The following is a 24,178-nucleotide window of genomic DNA, read 5'->3' as shown; positions in this document are numbered from 1 at the left end:
CCACTAGTTCGCGGAACCTGGCTTCCGTAACCACATTTGGTGCTTCGATGTCCCAGTTCATGGCCCGGCTCACGCTTTCTCCAATGGCGCGACCCTAGGCATTCCCACTTGAAGCCCAGAGTTACGATAGTATACTATCAACCGCAAGATGTAATATCGTGCTTTAGCTGTAGTTTGGTTACGCAAACACTAGTCACGGCTAGTGTCCGCGATCAAGGAGATAGCAGGTTTGAGAAACCCAAGGTTGAAAGACCTGCCCCCATTGCAAGCTATAGTCCTTCTAATCTGCGTTCCCGAGCCGGTTTTGGCGGCATCCTGCTTAGCGCCATCACGTCCTTTCTTACCAAACGATTCGCAGGCCGCGCGGCACTATGCGGATATCATCCGCGGCGACTTCGAGGATTACATTCAGGATATCCAGAGCTACTTCCGGTGCCTCGACAGTGAACGCGCCCGCGCGTTTGAGGAAGCGCGGGAGGTCAGCGAGGACTATGGCCGATTTCTGCAATTGGTAAGGGATTGATGAGCAGCTTCGGCAGAATCAGAATTGCAGCCCATGGAAACCAGACGCCGATAACACCCTCATATATCTACTTTTTAGATAACAGATTACATCCGCTAGCGACGTCACAAAAGGTATGTGACGCGTGGCAAAAACAATCAGAAGCAAGGGGCAGGTGGCACTTTGCCAGGCATTGGTCGACGCCCGCATCAAGGCGGGCCTCGGTCAAGAGGACTTGGCGGTCAAGCTCAAGTGCCATCAATCACTTGTGGCGCGCATTGAAAGCGGCCAGCGCCGGGTCGACGTCGTCGAGCTGGTCGTCCTTGCGCGCGCCATCGGCTTTGACCCCTTCGAGGTTTTGGCGATCGTCGAAGCCGCCACGGAGCCCGACCACAGAATTTGAAGTAAGTGAATTTACGGTGACGTTCAATTTCGGACGTATCCAGATGAAGTGTACTCTCTCAAAGAATAACAGCTAACCCATTTTGATGAAGTGTGGCGTGCGATCATTACGAACGCTTGGAGAGGCAAAGCAGAACGCGCATCGCCATAGTGCAGGAAGTTATAAAACCGTGAACGAAGAAAAAGGCGAAGGCGTCGCGATCGCAAATCTGATCGGGACGGATGGATGCAGCATTGTTGGTTGGGTGTATCGCTGGAAGACAGGCGCGCACGCGGTGATGTGGGACGTTAAAGGTCCACAGCGGGTGTCAAAGTGTCAACCTGACCTAAGTGATGCGCAGAAGCGAGAAGTTGACTTCGAGCGTTGGTCGAAACTCTGACCTTGTAGAAGCGGTTAAGGATCGCAATCCCGCGATGCTTGTCACTGTGTAGTCCGCATAGTCGGTATTGACCGCCGAGGAGTGTGCTCCCGATCTTGAGACAGGTTTGCGCTGTACAATGCTCAATTGCTGAGGCTCAGTAGTTCACCTGCTCGAACCCGTAATTGCCTTCGTAGTCGCGCCAATCGACGAATACGGACCGGTGGTTGATGCTCGGGCAATGTTGCCCCCAGCGTTCAAGGCCTACATGGGCCGACGGAAGGGCGGCTGTGGAAGATCTTTGCCAGGAGAAGTCACCTTGGCTGCCGTAAGTTCCGAGGACGACTACTGCACTTCGGTTGCAGTCGTCATCTCTTCCGGACTCGTGTTGCCGCGCATAGCGAACGTCAAAGACGCGGATGGATCGCACGAAATTGAACTCCGGGCCGCTGATATCGATGTCTGCGCGATCCTCAACGAGCCGGAAGGCGGGGTTGGCGGGAACGAGGTGCACACTAACATCTGGGGAGCGCCAAGTAGTCTCGATTGGCTCAGTAATGTCTGCGGCGCCGATCGCTGGAAAGGATTGTCGCGGTCTCGCGCGGTTGGTTTGCAAGAACGCTTCGAAGACTCTGGCTGCACTGTTTGATGGTGGATGGGTCTCATAGGATGCGCCCATGGGACAGCGCCAGATTTGTAGCGGCGGTTCGACCGGCCAAGGTGTAATTCGTCGTATGAATTCGGCGCGGGCCCGGGCGCAAGGGACGGAAGCAGGCCAGCCGCCAGACAGGCACAAGAGGATCGCGCAATCGATCTGGTATGTCTGTGCGCGGGCAGGCATCGGCAGCGAAAAACCTGTCACGGTCAAAGCGATTGCGACTGAGGGGAGTAGCTTTTTGAGTAAATGGAGCATGCTGCGGAACCTTCGTGACAGGAGTCCAGCATACATACGATAATATAATATCGCAACACTAAGTGTAAGATCGCATAACGAAGATTATGTTAAATATTTGTCTGCCGTTTGAACTGCCATCAGAATTTTCCCCTGATCCGCTGACCGAGGTAATCCACGCCTGAGCCAAGGAGCTGCTGCGCACGGCGGTTAAAGCCGAGGTTTCTGCGTTCATCGCTGAGCACGCGGATCTTCTGGACGAAGAAGGTCGCCAGCGTCTAGTGCGCCACGGTTTTCTTCCAGAGCGCGAGATGATGACTGGTATTGGAACGGTCCCCGTTCAAGTGCTGCGCGTTCGTGATCGTGTGGCCATTTCAGATGGCAGCAAGATCAGGTTCCGCTCATCGCTGGTCCCGCCCATCTGGGCAAGGCCAAGTCGGTCGAAGAACTTCTGCCGTGGTTGTACCTAAAGTGCATCTCGACGGGTAACTTCAGCGAGGCGTTGGCGGCACTTCTGAGGCCGGATGCTGAGGGGCTTTCATCCTCGATTATCATTCGCCTGAAGGCAATGTGGTGGGAGGAGTATGAGGCTTGGCGCAAGCTTGACTTGAAGGGCAAGCGCTATGTCTATATCCGGGCTGACAGGGTCTACTTCACGCCCCGCCTAGATGGTGATCGCCAATGTATGTTGGTCATTATCGGCACTGACGAATACGGTGAGAAGGATGTTCTGGCGATCCCGGACGAGTTCCGCAAAACGCAGACAGCGAGACTGTGCGTAATTTTGTGCGTGACGCGTTTTCTTACGTCATTGGAAAGCGTTCTTCGAACATGATGGCGAGCTGGCTTCTGACAGTGTGCCATTCGCGCACCGAACGCTTCCACTCGGTCGATGTAGCATTGAGTGCCAGATAGATCAATTTCGCCGCTGCGTCGTCGCTGGGGAAGTGGCCCAGGGTGCGGACGGCGCGCCGGATCTTCGAGTTCAAGGCCTCGATGGCATTCGTGGTGTAGATCAGCCTGCGTACCTCGGGTGGGTAGTCGAGGAACGGGATGATCTCGTTCCAGGCCCGGCGCCAGCTGGGCGCGATCGCCGGATACCGCCTAGCCAGGTCGCTATCCTCGAACTCTGCCAGGGCCAGTTCTGCCGCCTCGGCATCAACGGCCGTGTAGATCGCCTTGAGGGCGGCCGCGACAGCTTTGCGGTCTTTGTAGCTGGCGAAGTTCATGGAATGGCGCAGCAGGTGGACGATGCAGGTTTGGATCCGGGTCTGCGGAAAGGCGGCCTCGATGGCCTGCGGAAAGCCCTTCAGCCCGTCCACGACGGCGATGAGGATGTCCTGGACGCCCCGGTTACGCAGATCGCTGAGAACCTTGGCCCAGAACTTGGCGCCCTCATTGGCCTGAAATCACAGGCCCAGAACGTCCCGCGTGCCATCCGGCAGCACCGCGAGGACCACGAAGACCGCCTTGTTCGAGACCGCCCCATCGCTGCGGATATTGACCCGGATCGCGTCCATGAAGACAATCAACAAGCAGGGTTCCAGAGGGCGGTTCTGCCAGGCGGTGACCTCCTCCATGACCGCGTCGGTGATTGCAGAAATCAGGCTGGGCGAGGCTTCGACCCCATAGATTTCCTCGATATGACCCTGGATCTCGCGGGTCGTCATGCCCCGGGCATACATGCTGATGATCTTGCGATCGAACTCAGGAAAGCGCCGCTGATACTTGGCGATCAGCATCGGGTCGAACGTGCCGTTCCGGTCACGGGGGATGTCCAGAACCACCTTGCCGCTGTCTGTGGTCACCGTCTTCTGGCTGCTGCCATTGCGCCGATTGAGGGGCTGGTTGCGGCCCTCAGGTGCCTCCTCGGCGCGCTCTTCATAGAGATGGACGTCCATCTCTGTGCTCAGCGCACGTTCCGCCAGTGCCTTGGTCAGTTCTGCCAAGATGCCGGTCTTGCCAAATAAATCACCAGGCGAACGGCCTTCCATCAGGCGGTCCAAAATATCTTTATCGATGCTCATACGTGGGTCTCCTCTGTGAGCAGTTACCACGTCAGCGCACAAAAATCAGGATAGTCCCCAGACAGCTGGCGCGATCTACTGAAGCGGCTGCAGAAGCATGGCCTGTTCGTGCCCCCGGAACTGGCCATGCTGTCAGCTGCTTGGCATAAGGGTCAAGCTTGCTGGAACGATCTGGTGTCTGGAACGCAGGCTCAACGATCCCCTGACGTAGATACTGCTTGATCGTGTTGCGCGATATGCCAGTGCGCCGCGCGATCTCACGAATGGGCATCTTATCTCGCAGCGCCCACTTCCTGATAACCTTAAAAATGCCATGTCTATCATTCCAGATGCTCCCAACTGCTTCAAGTCGGGGAAAGGTTGCACACGGGGAAAGGTTGCACATGGGTCATTTCTCCGTGACAATTTTAGCGGTTGCCGGGTCAATTCTCAGTGACAATTAACACTGGAGGTTTTGAATCTCTGCATTGTTGCAATGGAGGCATGCGGTGGCGTGTATCACTGTGGGCGGAGAGACGGGTTTACGACCTGTTCCCAAGCATGAAATCTGCTTGTTTTCTGATAAACTAATATCTTTCGAACATCACATATATCGTTTGAAGTCCCGTTTTCTCCTACGACAATTTGCAGGGTGTGCGCTCCTACAATTAAATTGGTTCAGCAGTCGTACTGTCAGGGCTGATAATAAGTTTCTCGGAAACAAAACGTTGGTGTAGCGATCAAAAAAGATATTTATCGCATCCTTGAGAACGCCAATGATATACTAGGGTGATATTAATGATTATTGGGTTCATCGCGTTCGCAACCGCCGTTGGTATGGTGTGTGTGACCGTCAGTGTTTTTATGGGCTTTAGTCTAGCGTTTACTTTTCTAAGTTACGTACTTGGCGGAAGCATAGGGTTTTGCTTGAGTGTAGTGTATTTCTACATTTGCTCGTCTATGAAACAGGCATTAGTTGACAAAATGACACGACTGAAAGAGTCGAGCTCGCGACCCTAATCAGCTATGCCCAAAAAGTGTTTTGGCTGTCTGCTTCACATTCGGACGGCCTCATCGCTTCAGACCTGTTCCGAATAATCATTTTCGCCCGCCAGCTTCGAGATTTTGGCGTGGCTTCTTTGACTTCGACCTCGTTATGCTCAGCCTTCCTGGCATTGTTAGAAAAGACGCAAGTCAAGCCGTCAATCGCCTACGGTTTCCATGTCGTTAGCTGCGTTGGATGGATTTCGTGCTTCGCACAATCTCTTGCGCCGTCTTGTCGCCACGCAACGCCGTAAGCGCTACCGTGGTCCTCGACTTATCCGAAAAAATGCGTCTCATCGTCATTTCTGTATCCTTTCGTCATTATTGGCTGCATCTTAGCACGCTGTTCAGTTTTGCCGGACCACTTCACTGTTCGTCGTCTGGTTCATTATGCTTCATTCAGCTTATAAGTTGGAGATTCCGGCAAAATCGGTGTGGTTTATTTCAGCAATATGATCGTCAACTTATTAAATGGCACCCTGCAAAATAGGATTCAAAAATATACGAACGATATAAATTAATATCCTTTGAATAAGGTGGCAATCCTGCCCACCACTGGCGTCTCGGGGTCACGACGCATAAGTCTAACGTTGAAGCTAAAAAAACCGGTTCACCTTAGTCGGACTTTTGCTTGACGTAGTATGGCAGCTTTTTGCGAGGTAGGGATTGGTTATGAGTGAAACTTAAATATCCATCATAAGGATTGGTGGTGATACTTTGAATCTGATCAGTATGGTGTAAGTCACAAAAGACTAAATGAAAGATTAGATAGTAAATTTCTCAGCAGAAAACCTTGGCAAAAAACCTTACGCTGAGTTTTAAGTTGAGACAGCTAGTGAACCGGCCAGAGGCGATCTGTGATAGGCGTAATGTTTTGTTTGCCAGCCAGAGATGCGTTTGCGCCATTTGTGCAGCACTCAAGCTAAAAACGCTCTGAAATCTTTTGCGCAATCAGCGCAGAAGAGCAGCTGGAATAGATCTTAAGAAATGTTAAAAAGAGGCCCTGTATGACCCAGCAGAAATCAGTGACTGACGAACGAAGTGAATTGCGTAGCTACTGCAAGCCTGTTGATAATCGGGTAAACCGCTTGGTCACCTCTCCCCGATATAATGCGCTTGGTGTTGCTTGCCTAACACTCATTTTAGCTGCCTGTGGTGACAAACCATCCCAAATGGTATTGATGTCGGAGACGATCGCGACAACGCTTGCAGACTCATCAGCAGAGCTCGAGCAGTCAGACATGCGTCAGGCGATTGATACTGCCTCTGATTTTGCCGGAGCCCTACGGCAAGCGGTCCAAGCGAATGAGGGGTACCGCTCATCACTCTCCATCGAGCAGATGATGATCGCTCGAATTGGTATCGCTGAAAGTGCAAGGTTTCCTCAAGTCACAGGCAACTCAACTGTGGGTGGAATTCGAGAACGAAGTGACACGCAGTCAGATGAAACAACAACTGGTGTTGCAGTTGGGATCAACATTTCGCAACTAGTATATGACGGTGGAGAGAGCGTGGCCAATGTCAACCGCGCTACGGCAGAGGCTCTAGGTGCGCGGGCAGAACGAGTTTTGCAGGGTAATGGTCTGGCGCTGGAGGCTGCTCGGGCATGGATCGATGTATGGCAGTATGAGGCACGGCTAAGACTTTTCCATAAGCGGACTTCTGACATGGATATGGTAGTGTCACAGGTTGAGCGGATGGCCGTGAATGGAATGAGTGATCGGTTGGCGCTCGAAAGTGTGCTGAGACAGATTGTCGATATTGACCTTGAGGAGACCCGCCTGCAGGCGAACCTTGAGCAAGCAAGAGTCCGGTTTGCACGGTTCTTCAATCAGGAGCCAAAAAATGTGCCGCGTCCTGCGGAGCTTGTTAGCTTAGCTGAGGCAAGACAGCTGGCTGCTGAATGGCGGCAAGCACCAGCTTTGCAACGTGCCGCAGCGGAGTTGGTCTTGGCGCGGAGTGCAGTTGTCAGCGCACAGGCCGCCTTTAAGCCCAGAGTCCTAGTCCAGGCGGGTGTGACCTCACCAATGCAGGAGGGAGAAAGCACCGATACGAGTTTGGGCTTTGTTCTTGAATATAAATTTGCGGATGGAGGGCGGCGTCAGTCACAGCTCGAGTCAGCTGAGGCGCGTGCGCAGGCTATTGAAGTGGGGCTTTCAGAAGCGCAGCGCACATTTAAGATGGAAATGGAAGCGTCGATACAGCAGCTTGCAACACTCGAGCGCTCTATGCCGTTGGTCCAGCAACAAATCGATCTCAGCAATGCCGAAGCGACTACCTTGCAGTCCCAGCTTGCTACAGGTCAATCAGACCTGCGCCAACTCATTGGAACGAAAATTGAAAACTATCGGGCTGAAGACCGTCAAATCAGTATGCGTGCTGAACAGCTTGCACTGCAGTTTGCAATATCCTCTCAGACTGGTGCACTTGGGCAGTTGATTGGATTGAAACACAATTTAGGCGACTGACTGCTATCAAGTGTACTAATAAAAGGGACCTTCCCGCATGGAAGAAAAAGAAAGAGAACAAGGGGTTAGCCTATCAAAGGTAGCCGATGACGATAAGCACAAGATTACCCGTGGGACTGAGGCGACGGGGCCAGTATTTCAAGATTCTACTGATGCTTATGCATCAGGGAAAATCGTTGATCTTGGTTTACAAAATGACCCACGCGCTCCAAAGGATGGGCAAGGTGGAGTCGATCACGCTGTCGATGTTGAGATGCCACTGATCTTAGCTGTTCAGCACATTCTATCATTGTCAGGAATGGCTTTTTCCCCCGGTGCGGTACGTGACCTACCAGAACTTACAAGCACAGTTTTTGATCCAAAGGCTGCCGTGTCTGCATTACGTCATGTTGGTTTTGAGGCCACATATGGCGAAATGAAACTCAAAAAGCTACGCGCGTCACATTGTCCTACCATCGGCTTTCTCAAAGGTGGTGAGGCTGTTGTGATTAACGCGATTACCGAGGGCAATATTGTTCATTTGCGCCGCTTTGACGGGGAAGCGTCATTTGTTGAAGAGCAATTTTCACTAAGTGTGTTGGGCGTTCATTTAGAGCCATATATCATCCTTGCGCGACGTGTACATGCCGCCGCGAAGGCCAAACGGAAGAACGATTGGTTTTGGGGCTCTTTGCTTGAAGGTAAGTGGCTTTATGGGCAAGTGCTAATTGCCGCGGCTATCACGAACTTTCTGGGGCTTTCAACATCGCTTTTTATCATGGTGGTCTATGACCGCGTTGTTCCTAATGGGGCGATTGAGTCCTTGATCGCCCTGACGATTGGTGTGTTAATCGCACTAGGGTTTGATTTTACAATCAAGACCCTTCGTGCTCAGTTCGTGGATAAGGCGGGCAAGCGGGCCGATGCGCGTATGTCTCGGCTGATTTTCGACAAGATATTAACTATCAAACTTGACAACAGGCGTCAAAAGTCTGGCGCGATGGCTAGTATCGTTCGTGAGTTTGACACACTGCGCGAGTTTTTCACCTCAGCGACGCTTGTCGCTGTTGTTGACCTGCCTTTCATTTTTCTCTTCATTTGGGTTATCTCGCTGATTTCAGGGCCGCTAGCGCTCGTACCACTGATCGCAGTGCCGTTGGTCATTCTATCTGGTCTTGTTATCCAGCCGTTTTTGGCGCGGATTGCTGAGAGCTCGATGGAGACCAATATGTCGAAGCAAAGCATCTTGGTAGAAACACTCAACGGGTTGGAGACGGTACAAGCCACCGGCTCTGGACGATTAATGAGGCGGCGGTTCGAGGAAGCCTCTGATGCGCAATCTGATCTTGGGTTGAAGAACAGGATGTTGTCGAACTTTGCTATCAACTCTGCTGCGTCTGTTCAGCAATTGGCGCAAATTGCGACAATTTTTTATGGTGTATTCCTGATTCAGGATGGCATGATTACCATGGGAGCAATGATTGCTGCTGTCATTTTAGGTGGTCGAACGCTAGCTCCGCTTTCGCAATTGGCGTCGGCTATGTCACGTGCAAACGGGGCACGACAGGCCTATCGTTCACTGTCGGTAGTAATGAATGATGAAGCCGCGCAACAGGACAGAACACGGTCTCGGCTAAGCCGCCCACATCTGGCCGGTACTATCGAATTCAAAAACGTGAGCTATACTTTTCCCGGTGCCAGCAGTGCGATTATTCGCGACTTGTCACTCAAGATTCCAGCAGGTCAGAAAGTTGCGATCGTGGGCCGCATGGGATCTGGAAAGTCTACCATGTCACGTCTGATTTCGGGACTAATAGAGCCAAGTGAAGGGGCCGTTCTAATTGATGGTGTCGATATGCGCCAAATAGATAAATCAGACTTACGTCGTAATGTCGGTGTGATGCTGCAAGATACTTGGCTTTTCTCAGGAACGGTGAAGGAAAATCTGCAGATGGGATTTTATGAATACGACGACGCACATGTTTTGAACATTGCAAAGATTTCAGGCGTTGATGCTTTTGTCGCGAGTCACCCGCAAGGCTATGACATGGAATTACGAGAACGCGGTGAGGGGCTGTCGGGTGGCCAGCGTCAGTCCATCAACCTTGCGCGAGCGCTACTGCATGATCCGAATCTACTCGTTTTAGACGAGCCAACCAGTTCGATGGACACGGCTACCGAAAAATCCGTGATTGGACGTTTGAAAGCGTGGGTAGGTGGGCGAACGCTAGTGATGGTTACCCATCGTAATACGCTCCTGGAGCTCGCGGATCGGGTTCTTGTCATGGATCAGGGAGCTGTTGTTACTGACACAACGCCTGAGACACTCAAAGCGCAAGCAAGATAGGGCGACATTATGTCAGATATCGATTTTAAGTCTATGTCGCGCGAAATGGCAGGCCGTGAGGGTCTTGGTGGTTCAACAATTATGTTCACTATAATTGCGCTGGTTGGACTCGTTCTCGTTTGGGCCAACTGGGCCCAATTGGATAGTGTTACACGCGGCGAGGGCCGCATTGTATCTTCAGTGCAAAACCAGATGGTGCAAGCGTCTGAGGGCGGTGTGATACTACGCCGTTATGTGTCTGAGAACACAACCGTCGAGGAAGGTGAGGTGCTGTTCGAGATCGATCCTGTGGATGCAAGCAGCGAGTTTAACCGTCTTGCACAACGCTTGGCGGGTCTAGATATCAAAGAACTCCGCCTGCGCGCAGAAATTAACGACTCTGAATTTTCGGTGCCACCAGACCTTAATGCAAGGTCGCCCATGGTTGCATTAACTGAGCAAAGCTTGTTCGCTGCGCGTCGCGCTGAACTGGCTGGACAGCTCGCGGTACTGGAGCAACGTCTTCACCAACGTCAGCAAGATTTACGTGCAGCTGAAAACAGTGTTGGAACTGCTGAGCGTACGGCTGAATTTTTGGAAGAAGAAATTGCTGTCATTAGGCCATTGGTACGCGATAATATTGCGCCAGCAACGCGTCTTTTGGAATTGCTGCGTCAATTGGAGCAAACACGCGGTGAGCGCGATCGTGCTGGTGTTGGAATTGAACAGGCCCGCTCGAGTATGGTGGAGCTTGAGACTGAAATTGACAATGCAAGGGCGAACTACACTCTTCGCGCTATGGATGAACTCAATTCAGTCGTCGCAGAACAAAGTGAACTTGCGGAATCTATACCGCGCTTAGAAGAGCGGATCAGCCGAACAGTAATTCGTGCTCCTATGGAAGGGATCGTAAGCCGGCTGAATTTCCGGACACCAGGCGGCTTTGTAAATACTGGCGATGTTATGTTGGAATTGGTTCCAACTGGAGAGGCGCTGATTGTCGAGGCGAAAGTCATGCCGCAGGATATCTCGCGCATCCGCGTCGAGGACGATGCCCGTATCAGACTATCGGCTTATGATTCAGCCAAATACGGTTCAGTCGATGGTCGCGTGATCCGTATCAGTCCAGACGCTGTTGTAGATGAACGGAATCAAGGCGCAAGTTATTATCTGGTAGATGTTGCAATTGAAGGCGAACTTCTGCTCGAGGAAACCGGCGAAGCCGTTACGTTTATTCCAGGCATGACCGCCACGGTCGATGTGCTTTCGGGCAAACGCACAGTCTTGGAATATATTTGGCAGCCAATGTCCAAGGTTCAAGAACTAGCATTGCGGGATTGACTTGAGAGGACTTGAAGAAGGTAGCGGATCCGTTGTGCAAAGTGGACCGATGGAGTCTGTAGGAGTTCACACTTCCGATGGAAAGTGTTTTCTTGGCGCGCGAATAGGACGCAATGGATCATTGGAAATCGTTTATGATAAGGTCAATGTACGTCGATGCGTTTGGAAGGTGATTACCGGAAGTGTCGGATTGGTAGGGTTGCAAGAAGCTTGTGAGCGAGCCGTTAACGCTGACGATTGTATGGCCGCAATCTATCAGGCCTTGGCCAATGGTGGCATCAGAATTGAGTGTATTGAGGAACGCTTTGCTAGCGATGTAAAATAGGCGTAAGCGCTACACTGGTCCCCTCCTGCCATTTCCGACCTGAAGCAAGCATTCTCCTCGCACTCACGCAGCGGAAGATCAACCTGAATGCGTGAACCATCGGTGGGTGGGCCATCCCCCCCACCGGAATTTCCTCAGTGATCGAACATGCTGCCGTGCACCCCTAGATCTACATGCCTATCCAAGATGGGGATTGGAATTATGCACGGTACATCGCGACTAAGAGGTGATCCTGGATATTCGACCACTTTGCAGCCTAGCTAAGGTGGATCAGGGTTTCATGTCAGGCTGCTAATCTCATGGGTTCTGTTTTTCTGGCGTAGGCCTCATCGGGGGTCAAGATGCCGTGTGTCGAGTGTGGTCGCTCGGCGTTGTAGTATTCCAGCCATTTGCGGATACTAGCCTTTGCCTCTGAACCTCTTTCAAAAGCGTGAAGGTAGACGCATAGTAAGACCGCATGTCTTTTTTAGCGGCACGCGTCTGAGTGATCAGCCTGTATTCTGATCGCATTACGGCGAATGCCGTTTATCAGCGATGGAGGAAGGCATGACGACAGAACAACCAACGATTTATGTCGGGATCGATGTATCGAAAGACAAGCTGGCAGTTGCGCTTGCTGGTGGTGGGCTACGTGACGAAGTTGTCAGCTTGGGCACCTTTGCAACCGCCCCTGCCAGGGTCGACCGCTTACTCAAGAAGCTTTCTGCGCGAGGGGCATCCGTCTCGGTATGCTATGAGGCAGGCCCCACAGGATATGGCCTTTATCGGCAGGTGCGAGCGTTCGGTTTCGAATGCTGTGTGGTCGCGCCTTCGTTAATTCCGGTGCGTGCTGGAGAGCGGGTGAAGACAGACCGGCTGGATGCCATTCGACTGGCCCGCCTTTTTCGCGCCGGGGAACTGACGCCCATTTGGGTTCCGGATGAAACGCATGAGGCAATGCGCGACTTAGTTCGCGCTCGGGAAAGCGCGGCAGAGGATCAACGGCACAAACGGCAGCTCGTGTCGGCCTTTATGTTGCGTCACGGGCGGGTCTATCACCGGACCAAGCCATGGACGATGCGATATCGTCCATGGCTGCAAAGCCAAAGCTTCGCTCATCCGGCGCATCAGCTCGCTCTTCAGGAGATGCTGCAAGCTGAGCGGAATGCCACTGAACGTCATGACCGGCTCACTGGACATATTGAAGCTCTGTTGCCGTAATGGGATCTTGCTCCGGCTGTGAATGCGCTTCAAGCCTTACGAGGTGTGGCAATGATAAGTGCTGTGACATTCATGGCTGAGATTGGGGACGTGCGCCGTTTTGAGACGCCGGTGAAATTGATGGCTTATCTGGGGCTTGTGCCAAGCGAGTACTCAACAGGAAAAACGACCAAGCGCGGTGGGATTACTCGCGCAGGTAACTCCCGCGTTCGTCACAAGCTGATTGAAGGTGCTTGGACCTATCGATTGCCAGCACGGCCGGGAGCGAGGAAGCTCTACATCCTTCAGGACCAACCTGCCGAGGTTCAGGACATTGCCTGGAAAACACAATCTCGGCTGACTGCGCGGTATCGCAAACTCAGCCAACGTGGCAAGAAGTCGACTGTTGTCACCACTGCCATTGCTAGGGAAATGGCTGCCTTCATGTGGTGAGAACGGCAGTGCAAAAGTTGGCCACGGAAGTGGCGTGATAATCTCGCTGCGGGCAGCGTAAAATATTGCCACTTTGGCCCTTTCTGTTTGCAGGGAGGGCGGGAGATTTTAGTCGTGGATTTATATTTGAAGGTCCGCCTTGCGCGTCGGGGCGGTATGAGCGAACGGGAGGCCGCCGTCCATTTCGGGATTTCGCGTGCGAGCGTGAAGAAGATGATGATGTTTTCGGTCCCGCCCGGTTATCAGCGAACGGCGCAGATCAAGCGGCCCAAGCTGGACGGGTTCACCGGCTTCATCGACGAATGGATGCAAGACGATCTGAACCGTCCCCGCAAACAGCGCCACACCGCCAAGCGCATTTTTGAACGGCTTTGCGACGAGCACCAGTTTCAAGGCGGCTATACGACGGTCAAGAACTATGTCCGGGAACAAGGGCGGCGCAGCCGAGAGATGTTTGTCCCGCTGGCACATGCCCCCGGCCATGCCCAAGCGGATTTTGGCGAAGCGATGGTCGTGATTGGCGGGGTCGAGCAGAAGGCATACGTCTTTGCACTGGATCTGCCCTACAGCGATGCCTGCTTTGTGCGTGCTTATCCTGCGGCGGTCTCCGAGGCTTGGGTTGATGGCCATGTTCATGCTTTTGCATTCTTCGGTCGGGTTCCGCAGTCGGTTCTTTATGACAACGATCGATGCCTGGTCGCGAAGATCCTGCCGGACGGCTCGCGCAAGCGGACCAAGCTGTTCAGTGGGTTCCTGTCGCATTACTTCATCCACGATCGTTATGGCCGACCGGGTAAGGGCAACGATAAAGGCGCTGTTGAGGGTCTGGTCGGATATGCCCGGCGCAACTTCATGGTGCCCATCCCACATTTTGCGACATGGGAGGCGTTCAATACCTGGCTGGAAGAACAATGCCGCAAGCGCCAGAGCGATGTCTTGCGCGGGCATGGCGACAGCATCGGGCAACGACTGGTCCGCGATCTTGATGCGATGATGGATTTGCCGGCGTCACCGTTTGATGCCTGTGACCAGGCCAATGGTCAGGTGAACTCGCAATCCTTGGTGCGCTACAAAACCAATGATTATTTGGTGCCGGTTGCCTATGGCCACCGTAACGTTTGGATCCGGGGCTATGACGATCAGGTTGTCATTGGCTGTGGTGGAGATGTGATTGCCCGCCACAGCCGGTGCTGGGACCGGGAGGATATGGTCTTTGATCCCGTTCACTATCTGCCGCTGCTGGAGCAAAAGACCGGCGCGCTGGATCAGGCGGCCCCATTGGTGGAATGGGAGCTGCCAGAGGAATTTATGACCCTGCGCCGCTTGATGGAAGCCCGCATGATCAAGGCGGGGCGGCGTGAGTATGTGCAGGTCTTGCGGCTCTTGGAGACATTCGAGATGGCAGACCTGCAGGTTGCCGTCAAAAACGCACTTCGCATGGGGGCCATTGGGTTTGACGCCGTCAAACACCTCGTGCTGTGCCAGGTCGAGAAGCGGCCGCCCAAGCTGGATCTGGATGTCTATCCGTATCTGCCAAAGGCCAATGTCGGCACGACGTCAGCGGCCAGTTATATGTCCCTGATGAAGCGGGGGCAGGCAGCATGAGCGACGCTCCCCAAATTCTTCTGGACCACCGCCTCAAATCGCTGCGGCTGCCGACCGTTCTGCGGGAATATGGCAAACTAGCCCGCCAATGCGCCACAGAGGGACATGACCATGTCCAGTTCCTGGCCCGCTTGGTCGAATTGGAAATGATCGACCGTGAGCGACGGATGATCGAACGACGGATCAAGGCTGCCAGATTCCCAGCCGTCAAAAGCCTCGACAGTTTTGACTTCAAGGCGATCCCCGCCCTGAACAAGATGCAGGTCTTGGAGTTGGCGCGTTGCGAATGGATTGAACGGCGCGAGAATGTCATCGCACTCGGCCCATCAGGCACCGGCAAAACCCACATTGCTCTCGGCCTCGGGTTGTCGGCATGCCAGAAAGGCCTGTCTGTCGGTTTTGTCACCGCCGCAGCGCTTGTTCATGAACTGATGGAGGCCAGAGACGAACGCAGGCTCCTGCGGCTTCAAAAACAGATGGTTGGTTACAAGCTGCTGATCATTGACGAGCTGGGCTTTGTTCCGCTGAGCAAAACAGGGGCCGAGCTTCTGTTTGAGTTGATCTCCCAACGCTACGAGCGCGGCTCCACGCTGATCACAAGCAACCTGCCATTCGACGAATGGACCGAAACCTTTGGGTCAGAACGCCTGACAGGTGCACTCCTCGACCGCCTAACCCACCACGTCAACATCCTGGAGATGAATGGCGAAAGCTACCGCCTTGGCCAGAGCAAGGCGCGTCAGGCAACACCCAAAACCTGAACCACAATCAGCACAGATTGGCCCTGACGGGCCAAAGCATCCGGGCAACCGCCAGCTATATAACAAGCGCGGCTGCCCGGATGCTGGCGCTCGTCTTCACGCTGATTATCCCAAACCCAAAGTGGCAACATTTTGCGCTGCCCTTTGGCTCACTTTTACTCTGCCGTTGACACGCCCACCAGCCCCGGAAATCATCATCCCGATGGAATTCAGGCCAATCATGCACTAAAGCGCCCCGCCCGAAACCTGAATCGCGGGGGATTCCCACACGCATGATTTTGTGGTTCATCCTGTTTGGGAGGATGGATCATGTCAGCACCTTTACCAGACGCGCTTCGGGCGCGGTTTCAGCGATATATTGAGGAAGGGTCAAGCGGTCGTGCGGCGGCATTTCTCCTGAAGCTTTCGCCCGCGACGGGAGCGCGATGGGCTCTTGCGATACGGCGGACGGGCCGGGCGGAAGCCGCGCCGCAGGGCCGACCAAAAGGCCGGGGCAAACTGGACCCGCATCGAGACTTCTTTGCTGAAATCATCGCGCAGGATGGCGACATCACAATGCCCGAGCTGAGTGCAGCCCTGTTTGCCGCGACGCAGGTTCGGGCGCACCCCAACGCCATTGGCAAGTTCCTTCGCAAACTGGGCTACACATATAAAAAAGTCACTGGTCGCCACCGAACGCCGCCGTGCCAAGGTAAGGCGACAGCGCGAAGACTGGTTCAAGTACCGCATTCCAGCCGTGTCGAAGCACCCAGACCGCGTTGTCTTTATTGATGAAACATCAGTGAAGACCAATCTGACGAGGCAGAGGGGATGGGCCCCTTGCGGAAACCGCCTGATCATGGACGCGCCCTTCGGATCATGGGGCACCCAGACCTTTATAGCCGGGCTGAGTGCCGATGCGATGATCGCCCCCTGGGTGATCAAAGGGGCCATGGATGGCGCGGCTTTCGCCGCTTACGTCAAAAAGGTGTTGGTGCCAGAACTCTCACCCGGAACCGTCGCCATTCTGGACAACCTCGCCACCCACAAGAATGCCGAGGCAGAAAAAGCATTGCGCAGAGCCGGATGCTGGTTCTTGTTCTTGCCGCCATATAGTCCCGATCTCAACCCGATCGAAATGGCGTTCTCCAAGCTCAAAGCGCACCTGCGCCGGATAGGAGCACGCACATTCACCGACATGTTCAACGCAATCGCCGAGATCTGCGACCTCTATTCACCAGAAGAGTGCTAGAACTACTTTACGGCTGCCGGACATGTCGCAGGTTAAGGGCGGGATGCTTTAACATTCAAACTGGACCACCTAGATGGGGCTGATCACCCAAACAATAATAGCACTGTGACGCCGAAATGCTTCATCATCCACGCTTTTCTGGCATCTGTGCTGAATTGAGGCGCGCTTATTCACAAATATGTTTCATGCCATCGCTGAAATCTGAGCTACGGTCCACAGAAGAATTCTGGAAAAGTTCTTGGCTTCTAGATATGAAGCAGATTAATGAAGGCATCTTCCCGACAAAACACCAGACCTTTTCTGATCAACCGGTCCATCTCTTAGTGCCGGTTACTATACTTTCTAAGCTGAAGTAATGATGCTTGGCAAATTTTGCGTTTTATTTTGTCTTGCTGCTAATAAAGCACTTTTAACTCGGCGTTTTGAAATAGGACTACGTAGTGTTGCATCACAGATAAGCTGTCTATAGGTCCCAAAATCGTCGCTGAGGACAAACGACGAAATCATGATTACGACGGTGTTTGGCCATTTTTTTCGAAAAGAAATTAGTTCGTCCACAGCATCCTCAAGCTCACCGATTACATCAACATTTACGAGCAGATATGTCGTTCCAATCTCTGCTGGTGTGACCTCCGATAAGCATAGCGCACTAGAACAAAAATGGGCTGGCGTGATACTATTTGGCTTCAAGGCCTGTAATGCTGTGCTGGTGTCATCGGCTCCCAAGCCAAGTAAGAACACTGTCTCTTGCGCTGGCGCGCGATCAACTACACCTGATAAAAAACGATCGCCAAAAAACCACCCATTCTTTTCGGGATCTATTACGGAAGTTTCTCGTCTTAAACCCAGCCTCACCAAATGATCAAGCGCACGAAGAGCTGGGCCACCGTTTATTTTCTGCTCATACATTGTACTATAACCCTAGCCAGCGATAAAATTAGCTGTTCATGGCGATGATGATATACGACGACATTGTTCATATGTTTGTATCTTGGGTAGTATTTCATTATCTATAGTTGCTGGCACGCAGCGATCAGCCAGATTGGGTAACGGGGGTTGTCGCAGGAGTTATGACTGAAGTAGGTCTTTGGGTGGCTTGAAGGTAAACCAATTAAACTTGGTGCCGCACTCCTGTTCGAATACCTGGCGCCACTTCAGTAGAGGCTTTGGTTCTTCGGTAAAATGGCGGATTGCGCAGGATATGTAGGGGGATTTAGCCTTTGGCAAAAACGGTGGGGTACACTTGCAAAGCAAAGTTTGTTGTTTCACAGCTGAAGCTATGCGAGATACTGCCGTTCAACTAGATCCGGTGTTCACTTTTGATTAGAATCGCGTCTTTTGCGCCTTAATTGCAGCGAAAGACCATATGCTTGCGGGGGTCTAAAAGAGTTAACCTCTTATAGCGTATAGCGCTTAGGCTGCGTTCAACTAGAGGTCGCGCAGATGACTAAACACGATAGCATAGATTTTAACGTTGATGCAGAGGGCATCTCAGAACATTTGGTTCAGGCATTGAGGCTATGTAAATGCAGCGTCCAACTCAAATTACCTGTACAAGACATTTCTGATGCTCAGATTGATGTGAGTTGTGATGTTATTGTACTCTTAAGCCGCTCAGCTTACGAGTTGGAGAGTCATGTTGTGTCGATGGCTTCTCGCCAAACTGAGATTCCTGTGATACTCTACCTTTCTGACTACGATGAAGTTGCTGAACTGATCGGACTGCGGACGGGCGCACATGATGTCCTTAGTGTGATAATGTCTCCGAATGTAATTGCAGAACGCATTATGGCCGTACACAAACGGTATATTTTAGAATCTAAAAAGTGGGTAGATGATAAAAGTAATCCTAAGGTTGCTGCCACTGGGTGCTGCGTTGATTTACATAAAAATGTTCTGTGGTGTGAAAATGAGAGTGTTGAATTCACAAAGACAGAAATAAAGCTTCTTGAAGTGTTGCTAGCGAATTGCGCTAATATTGTAACGCGAAACGAACTCGCTGCAGTTGTGGGATCGAATGCAAATGCCCGTACCGTCGACAGTCATATCAAGCGAATCCGGCAAAAGATCAGTAAATCTGGTAAGAAAGTTGGCATGATCAAGTCAGTCTACGGCGTAGGTTACAGATTTATACCACCTGACCAGCACGCGGAAGAATTCTAGGTCTTCAGCTCTAACGGTCTGATGTTTGTTACTTTGAAGGTGACCTACCTCGGTATTCTTCGTTATCTCGATCTCCTAATCGATAAGATGAACCAGAAATCGTCCCTTGTTCAAATCCTCAGATATGTCCCACAGGTGCTGACGTCAGACAGTTGCAGCGGGTGCTGTTCCAGCGGGTCGGGCGTCCATCCCGTGATCTGACAGAACCTGACTGGCCTAAGATGCTGGCCGAGATGAAGCACAAGGATGTGACGTTGCTGCTGCTCTGGGAGGAGTACCGGGCAGCGCACCCTGACGGCTATGGCTACACTTGGTTCTGCACGCGTTATCAGGAGTTTGAGACCTGGATCAGCCCTCGGTATCGCAATCGTCATGATGCGGGTGCGGTGATGCATACTGATTATGCCGGTCATACCATCCCGGTGATTGACCCAGCGACAGGCGATGCGCATCGCGCCCAGATCTTCGTCGCGGTTCTGGGCGCATCCAATTACACTTTTGCGTGGGCCAGCCTGAGCCAGAAGCTGCCCGACTGGATCGATGCGCAGGTTCGTGCACTTCAGTTCTTCGGCGGTGTGCCTAAAGCGATCGTCTGCGATAACCTGAAGGCCGCCGTTGCCAAGCCACTCTGGTTTGAGCCGTCGGTGACCAAGACCTTCTCCGACATGGCCACGCATTACGACACGACCGTGTTGCCCACACGGCCGCGCAAGCCACGCGACAAGGGCAAAGTTGAAGGGGCCGTATTGATCTTGGAACGCTGGATCCTGGCCCGGCTGCGCAACCGGCAGTTCTTTTCCATCGCGGCGCCGAACGTAGCCATTGCCGAGTTGCTCGCGGATCTCAACGCGCGAACCATGCGGCGGGTGGGCCGCTCCCGGCAGGAACTCTTTGCAGAGATCGAGCATGCTGCCCTGCGCCCCTTGCCCGATACGCCTTTTGAGTATGCGGAATGGAAGCAGGCCAAGGTGCATCCCGACTATCATATCGAGGTGCTGCACAGCTTCTATTTCGTGCCACATCGTCTGATCGGTCAACAGGTCGATGTCCGGCTAACCCACCGTATGATTGAGATATTCCACAATCATGAACGCGTGGCGGTTCACCACCGCCGTGGGACGCGCGGTGGCCATACGACCATCAAGGAACACATGCCCAAGGCGCACCAGCGCTATGGTGGCATGACGCCGGAAAGCCTCATCACCCGCGCAGCCCGGACAGGCTATCACACGGCCGCGCTTATCGAGCGCCTGATGCGCGACAGGCCGCATCCCGAACAGGGCTATCGATCCGCCCTCGGCGTGCTCAGCCTCCAGCGCCAGTTTGGGGCCGAGAGGTTGGAAGCAGCCTCTGATCGCGCCCTGACAGTCGGGACCGTCTCATGTGCCTTAGTGCGTTCCATCCTCGTCACAGGGCTGGACCGGGCTCCGGAACCGCCGCAACCGATCACCGCCACCCCGGCCCACGGCAACATCCGCGGCGCTGGCTACTACCAGTAACCCTCAGCACAAAAAGGATCATCACATGCTGACACATCCCACCCTCGATCAGATGGCCGTACTTGGCCTCACAGGCATGGCAGAGGCATGGAAGGCGCTTGCCGAACAGGACCCGGGTCAAGCCCTTGAGCGTAACGAATGGCTTGGTCTCATGCTCGACCGTGAAGCTTCAGCACGGGCCGACAAACGCTTCAGCAACAGGCTGCGGAATGCAAAAATGCGCTTCCCCAATGCCTGCATCGAAGACGTCAACTTCGCCGCCAGCCGGGGGCTCGACCGCCGTCAGGTCCTCGCGCTGGCGCAGGGCGAATGGATCAAGGCAAAGGAACAGATCATCCTCACCGGCCAGACCGGCACCGGCAAAACCTGGCTGGCCTGCGCCTTTGGGCAGCAAGCTGCGCGCCTGGATCACACCGTGCTTTATGTCCGCATGCCCCGCCTGTTTGAGGACATGGCCATGGCCCGCCTCGATGGACGCTTCCCGAAGCTGGTCGATAAGCTGGCACGCGTCCAACTGCTCATTCTCGACGACTGGGGGACCCACGGGCTCACAGACCAGCAGCGTCTCGATCTACTCGAACTCTTCGAGGAACGTTACCAGAGGCGTTCTACAATCATAACCGCCCAACTGCCCGTCTCAGGTTGGCACGACATGATCGGCGAACCCACAATCGCAGATGCCATCATGGACCGAATTGTTCACAATGCCCATCGTATCGAACTCAAGGGAGACAGTATGCTTAGAAAGGATCAAAACGAGAACTTGACCCACATGGAAAACCGCGAAACGATGCCATCAGAAACATAACTGCAGGCAGACCATCAGCCGCGCCCGAACTGTCCGGTAATTACTGAAATGGCTGTCCGGGATTTAGCAAAATCGCTGTCCGGTAATTCTGAAATCCGCATCAGGTGGTACGGGCGTGAGATGTAAGCACACGCGTGTTCGCTTAGCTCGATATTGCGAATGCGCGCAAGACAATGTATGTTCTCGTAATACCAGACCTTGAGGGAGCAGTCATGACGACAAGCCCATACACCATCCGCATCGACGAAACGCTCAAGAAAGCCCTAGAATATGAGGCCGCACTTGATGAGCGCCCACCCGCTCAGCTCGCCGTTCGCGCCATCCGTGCACTGGTAGAGGCACGGCAGGCCAAACGCGACGCCATCACGGCGGCTCTACAGGAAGCAGAAAAGGGGCGTTTCATTTCGAGCGAGGCGATGTTCGCCTGGATAGATAGCTGGGATAGTGACAACGAGGGACCTGAGCCCTCGGCAGATATCGAGCGTCCCCTTACCCAATGAAAGTCGTGTTCCTGGAAAGTACAGTGCAGGATCTCAAGTGGTTCCGGCACTATTACAGGGCGGTATTTTCCGAAGGGGCGGACAAGGCAGGCGTCCATTTCAAAGCCGCCATCGCGACCCTCGAAGCAAATCCCTTTGCAGGAAGACGTGGTGAGCCACAGACGGAGATTCGTGAACTGTCGATCCCGCGCACGCCGTTCACGATTGTTTACCGGGTCACGCCGCTTCAGATCGAAGTTTTACGCCTGTGGGACACGCGCCAAGGCGGGGATTATTGAATACATCATCCGAGGTGGTCTATCTGTCCCCCATCAGTTTTTTGAGATCGGCAGCCGAAATTATGCAGGTACCGCTGGTCTCGAAAGACAGCGCACTCCACGAACGCCACTCAGCCCATGTAATATGGTAAGACGACACTTATGACCAATCCTTTGCAACTCCGTCAATTCGACCCCGATTTTCTCGCCAATTTCCAGAAGGGGCTGGCCGATCTCTTGGGCCTGGACGGCACCGATGCCCTGCCCCCGATCTTCAAACTGCCCGTGGCAGTGGCGCTGACCGACGATGCGGCGGAGCAGCTCTGCCAGCGTCACGGCATCGCGGACCACGATGAGCGCGCGAAGCATGTGGCAGCGGCCATCGATCGCTACAAGCGCCGCGTGCAGTACCACTACGCCATGCTGAAGGGCGAGGCGAAATACGACCTTGACATGCAACGCGCCGGTGAAATCACGAACCGCGAGCGCGACGACTGGCAGCGGCGCTTCGATCACCTCAAGCGACAGCAGAAGATCGGCAACCGCAAGGCCCAGATGACTGCCGTCCAGCGGCAGTTCTCGCGGGTGTGAAAGCCCTGAACCGCGCGCTACGAGGGCCTGCGTCTTGACGCAAGTCGTTCAATGGGCTACCTTAGATCATGGAATTCGAGTGGGATGCAGCCAATAGCGACGAGTGCTTTGCCGCGCGCGGGTTTGATTTCGCTTATGCGATCCGGGTTTTTCTCGATCCGCAACGTATGATCCGCCAAGATGAGCGGAAAAGCTACGGAGAGGAACGATACCAGCTCTTCGGCCGCATAGACGAGCGGCTTTTCGTGGTCGTGTTCACGTATCGTAGCACTGCCATTCGAATTATTTCGGCTCGCAAGGCCAACGCACGGGAGGTAAGGGCATATGAAGACGCATCGGGTAACAATTGATCTCTCTGAGCCCAAATCTTTGCCTCAGGGCAGGTTTGACGCTGGTCGCGTGGATGCAACGACAGAAGCCGATATTACACATCACATCGCTGAAGATGAGGCCGAGGCAGCTCAGGATGCAGCACGTTACACGCGCAAGGTGCGGAAGCGTTTAGGGCTGACGCAGCAGGAACTCGCGGAACGGATCAATGTGTCACTGGACACGATCCGCAACTGGGAGCAAGGTAAACGAGCTCCCACAGGGGCCGCTAAGGCGCTGTTCAGAATATTGGACCGCTCACCGGAAACTGCGCTGGCAGCGCTGCAGTAATTGTCAAATGTTATCACATAACATCATCCTCAATTCAGCCTGACCTGCGCTCCCTGCCCCGCCGCGGCTTTCGCTGACCCGAGCCACTCTGGAAACACGCGCAGATCCCATCCAGCCCTGGCATAGCTGTTGCGGAAAATGTCGAGGACGGTGCGCAGATGCGGGTCGGCGAGCGGGATCTGAGCTTTGCATGCGGCCTCGCCGGTGAGGGTTACAGCAAGACCTGCTGGCTGTTTGCTCATCTGGATCATGGTGCAGAGCCAGCGCGGGGTTTCGAGATCGGCCTGCACTGGTTCTGCCGGTGGTTCAGCCTTGCGGGCTTGCCGCACACGCTCCTGTGTCATCGATTGCACGACATCTGCCGGCACACCCTTTGGCGTCTTTTCCTCAAGGTGCTTTGCCACAATCGGAATGATCTGATCCATCAGCCGGCGCGTCAGATAGATCGCCTGCTTGGCGCCCGTCGCATCCACAGCGTTCAGGAAGATCCGGTCTTCAGCCGGATCATAGCGCGCGGTGAATGTCTGAACGGCGAAAGGGCGCTCCTCTGAGGGAGCGCCGCTTGGCAGGTCTTGGGTCCCATCATTCATGGGCAATTGCCCTTATTTGGACGCTGGCGCCGGATCAGCAACTTTTGCGTTCGATTTCTCCAACTCGGACTTCAGCCCGGCAATATAGCTGGCCTTGGCGGTGTTGTAGACGGCGATCTCGTCCTTAATCTTGCGCATCTGAAATTCCAGAAACTGCAAGCTAGCCAGCTGCGCCTTGCCATTGTCGCTCAGGTCTTCGGTGTTGTAGTCGATGCCATCAACAGTGAACTTGGGCAT

General features: G+C 53.7%; 19 protein-coding genes and 6 pseudogenes. 18 read left to right on the top strand and 7 right to left on the bottom strand.

All coding sequences use genetic code 11. The features are described from left to right. Window positions 1–271: 271 nt before the first annotated feature. Together C7964_RS20370 and C7964_RS16820 are read left to right on the top strand one after the other, a co-directional pair. Window positions 272–523, top strand: coding sequence for a hypothetical protein (locus C7964_RS20370; RefSeq protein ID WP_110280815.1), 252 nt, complete (start codon window positions 272–274; stop codon window positions 521–523). A gap of 124 nt (window positions 524–647) precedes the next feature. Then, window positions 648–905: a helix-turn-helix domain-containing protein gene (locus tag C7964_RS16820; RefSeq protein WP_110280808.1), complete on the top strand. Its 258-nt coding sequence runs from the start codon at window positions 648–650 to the stop codon at window positions 903–905. Window positions 906–1,420: 515 nt separating this feature from the next. Here C7964_RS16820 and C7964_RS16810 read toward each other — a convergent pair. Next, window positions 1,421–2,176: a hypothetical protein gene (locus tag C7964_RS16810; RefSeq protein ID WP_181417229.1), complete on the bottom strand. Its 756-nt coding sequence runs from the start codon at window positions 2,174–2,176 to the stop codon at window positions 1,421–1,423. A gap of 86 nt (window positions 2,177–2,262) precedes the next feature. Here C7964_RS16810 and C7964_RS20410 point away from each other — a divergent pair. Then, window positions 2,263–2,912: pseudogene (locus C7964_RS20410) on the top strand (transposase); the annotation flags it as partial. Window positions 2,913–2,958: 46 nt separating this feature from the next. On the opposite strand, the pseudogene C7964_RS16800 reads toward C7964_RS20410, so the two are convergent. Both C7964_RS16800 and C7964_RS16795 read right to left on the bottom strand, forming a co-directional pair. Then, window positions 2,959–4,182, bottom strand: a pseudogene (locus C7964_RS16800) (IS256 family transposase). A 124-nt stretch (window positions 4,183–4,306) separates the two neighbouring features. Then, a pseudogene (locus C7964_RS16795) lies at window positions 4,307–4,506 on the bottom strand (helix-turn-helix domain-containing protein); the annotation flags it as partial. 1,706 nt (window positions 4,507–6,212) lie between these two features. On the opposite strand from C7964_RS16795, the gene C7964_RS16790 reads away from it, so the two are divergent. Genes C7964_RS16790 through C7964_RS16780 form a run of 3 tightly spaced genes read left to right on the top strand, consistent with a single transcriptional unit; the run spans window position 6,213 to window position 11,319 of the window. After that, a complete protein-coding gene (locus C7964_RS16790; protein ID WP_110280806.1) occupies window positions 6,213–7,673 on the top strand; it encodes a TolC family protein in 1,461 nt (486 codons plus the stop codon). Window positions 7,674–7,710: 37 nt separating this feature from the next. Next, a complete protein-coding gene (locus tag C7964_RS16785) occupies window positions 7,711–9,999 on the top strand; it encodes a type I secretion system permease/ATPase (protein WP_286164017.1) in 2,289 nt (762 codons plus the stop codon). Window positions 10,000–10,008: 9 nt separating this feature from the next. Then, on the top strand, window positions 10,009–11,319 hold the full coding sequence (locus tag C7964_RS16780) for an HlyD family type I secretion periplasmic adaptor subunit (protein WP_110280805.1): 1,311 nt from the start codon (window positions 10,009–10,011) through the stop codon (window positions 11,317–11,319). 608 nt (window positions 11,320–11,927) lie between these two features. Here the strand turns inward: C7964_RS16780 and C7964_RS20250 are convergent. After that, a pseudogene (locus C7964_RS20250) lies at window positions 11,928–12,077 on the bottom strand (integrase core domain-containing protein); the annotation flags it as partial. A 113-nt stretch (window positions 12,078–12,190) separates the two neighbouring features. On the opposite strand from C7964_RS20250, the pseudogene C7964_RS16770 reads away from it, so the two are divergent. The 4 genes and pseudogenes from C7964_RS16770 to C7964_RS16755 all read left to right on the top strand — a co-directional run bounded on the left by C7964_RS16770 (window position 12,191) and on the right by C7964_RS16755 (window position 16,873). Beyond that, window positions 12,191–13,276: pseudogene (locus C7964_RS16770) on the top strand (IS110 family RNA-guided transposase). A gap of 114 nt (window positions 13,277–13,390) precedes the next feature. Beyond that, window positions 13,391–14,881 (top strand): IS21 family transposase, encoded by a 1,491-nt coding sequence (istA, locus tag C7964_RS16765; RefSeq protein ID WP_181417228.1) that lies wholly within the window; start codon window positions 13,391–13,393, stop codon window positions 14,879–14,881. After that, a complete protein-coding gene (gene istB / locus C7964_RS16760; RefSeq protein ID WP_110280804.1) occupies window positions 14,878–15,642 on the top strand; it encodes an IS21-like element helper ATPase IstB in 765 nt (254 codons plus the stop codon). The genes istA (C7964_RS16765) and istB (C7964_RS16760) overlap by 4 nt, the downstream gene beginning before the upstream one ends. Before the next feature lie 309 nt (window positions 15,643–15,951). After that, window positions 15,952–16,873 (top strand): IS630 family transposase gene (locus C7964_RS16755; protein WP_220000192.1). Its coding sequence is split into 2 segments (ribosomal slippage): window positions 15,952–16,293 and window positions 16,295–16,873, totalling 921 coding nucleotides; the frame shifts between segments, so codons are not numbered across the junction. Window positions 16,874–17,215: 342 nt separating this feature from the next. Here C7964_RS16755 and C7964_RS19790 read toward each other — a convergent pair. Further along, on the bottom strand, window positions 17,216–17,782 hold the full coding sequence (locus C7964_RS19790) for a hypothetical protein (protein WP_146214889.1): 567 nt from the start codon (window positions 17,780–17,782) through the stop codon (window positions 17,216–17,218). Between the two features lie 534 nt (window positions 17,783–18,316). On the opposite strand from C7964_RS19790, the gene C7964_RS16750 reads away from it, so the two are divergent. From C7964_RS16750 to C7964_RS16715, 8 genes and pseudogenes are all read left to right on the top strand, one after another. Beyond that, complete coding sequence (locus C7964_RS16750; RefSeq protein ID WP_110280803.1) at window positions 18,317–19,036, top strand: winged helix-turn-helix transcriptional regulator; 720 nt, start codon at window positions 18,317–18,319, stop codon at window positions 19,034–19,036. A gap of 128 nt (window positions 19,037–19,164) precedes the next feature. Beyond that, window positions 19,165–20,535: pseudogene (gene istA, locus C7964_RS16745) on the top strand (IS21 family transposase); the annotation flags it as partial. Window positions 20,536–20,560: 25 nt separating this feature from the next. Continuing rightward, on the top strand, window positions 20,561–21,343 hold the full coding sequence (gene istB / locus C7964_RS16740) for an IS21-like element helper ATPase IstB (protein WP_110280801.1): 783 nt from the start codon (window positions 20,561–20,563) through the stop codon (window positions 21,341–21,343). Between the two features lie 212 nt (window positions 21,344–21,555). Then, window positions 21,556–21,843, top strand: coding sequence for a CopG family ribbon-helix-helix protein (locus C7964_RS16735; protein ID WP_146214888.1), 288 nt, complete (start codon window positions 21,556–21,558; stop codon window positions 21,841–21,843). Then, window positions 21,840–22,121 (top strand): type II toxin-antitoxin system RelE/ParE family toxin, encoded by a 282-nt coding sequence (locus tag C7964_RS16730; RefSeq protein WP_110280799.1) that lies wholly within the window; start codon window positions 21,840–21,842, stop codon window positions 22,119–22,121. The genes C7964_RS16735 and C7964_RS16730 overlap by 4 nt, the downstream gene beginning before the upstream one ends. A 141-nt stretch (window positions 22,122–22,262) precedes the next feature. Continuing rightward, window positions 22,263–22,691 (top strand): ProQ/FINO family protein, encoded by a 429-nt coding sequence (locus tag C7964_RS16725; protein WP_110280798.1) that lies wholly within the window; start codon window positions 22,263–22,265, stop codon window positions 22,689–22,691. Window positions 22,692–22,759: 68 nt separating this feature from the next. Further along, window positions 22,760–23,041 carry a BrnT family toxin gene (locus tag C7964_RS16720; RefSeq protein WP_110280797.1) on the top strand — a complete coding sequence of 94 codons (282 nt, stop codon included), beginning with the start codon at window positions 22,760–22,762 and terminating at the stop codon, window positions 23,039–23,041. After that, window positions 23,016–23,351, top strand: a complete 336-nt coding sequence (locus C7964_RS16715) for a helix-turn-helix domain-containing protein (RefSeq protein WP_110280796.1) — start codon at window positions 23,016–23,018, stop codon at window positions 23,349–23,351. The genes C7964_RS16720 and C7964_RS16715 overlap by 26 nt, the downstream gene beginning before the upstream one ends. 29 nt (window positions 23,352–23,380) lie before the next feature. Here C7964_RS16715 and C7964_RS16710 read toward each other — a convergent pair whose 3' ends face one another. Then, window positions 23,381–23,941, bottom strand: a complete 561-nt coding sequence (locus C7964_RS16710; RefSeq protein WP_110280795.1) for a hypothetical protein — start codon at window positions 23,939–23,941, stop codon at window positions 23,381–23,383. 12 nt (window positions 23,942–23,953) lie between these two features. Continuing rightward, entirely contained in the window at window positions 23,954–24,178 is a 225-nt protein-coding gene (locus C7964_RS16705) for a DUF6447 family protein (protein ID WP_110280794.1), read from the bottom strand.

The organism is Loktanella sp. PT4BL (assembly GCF_003201935.1).
Classification (GTDB): Bacteria; Pseudomonadota; Alphaproteobacteria; order Rhodobacterales; family Rhodobacteraceae; genus Yoonia.
The sequence above is the reverse complement of the archived record's forward strand: the minus strand, read 5'-3'. Positions and strand labels throughout refer to the sequence as shown.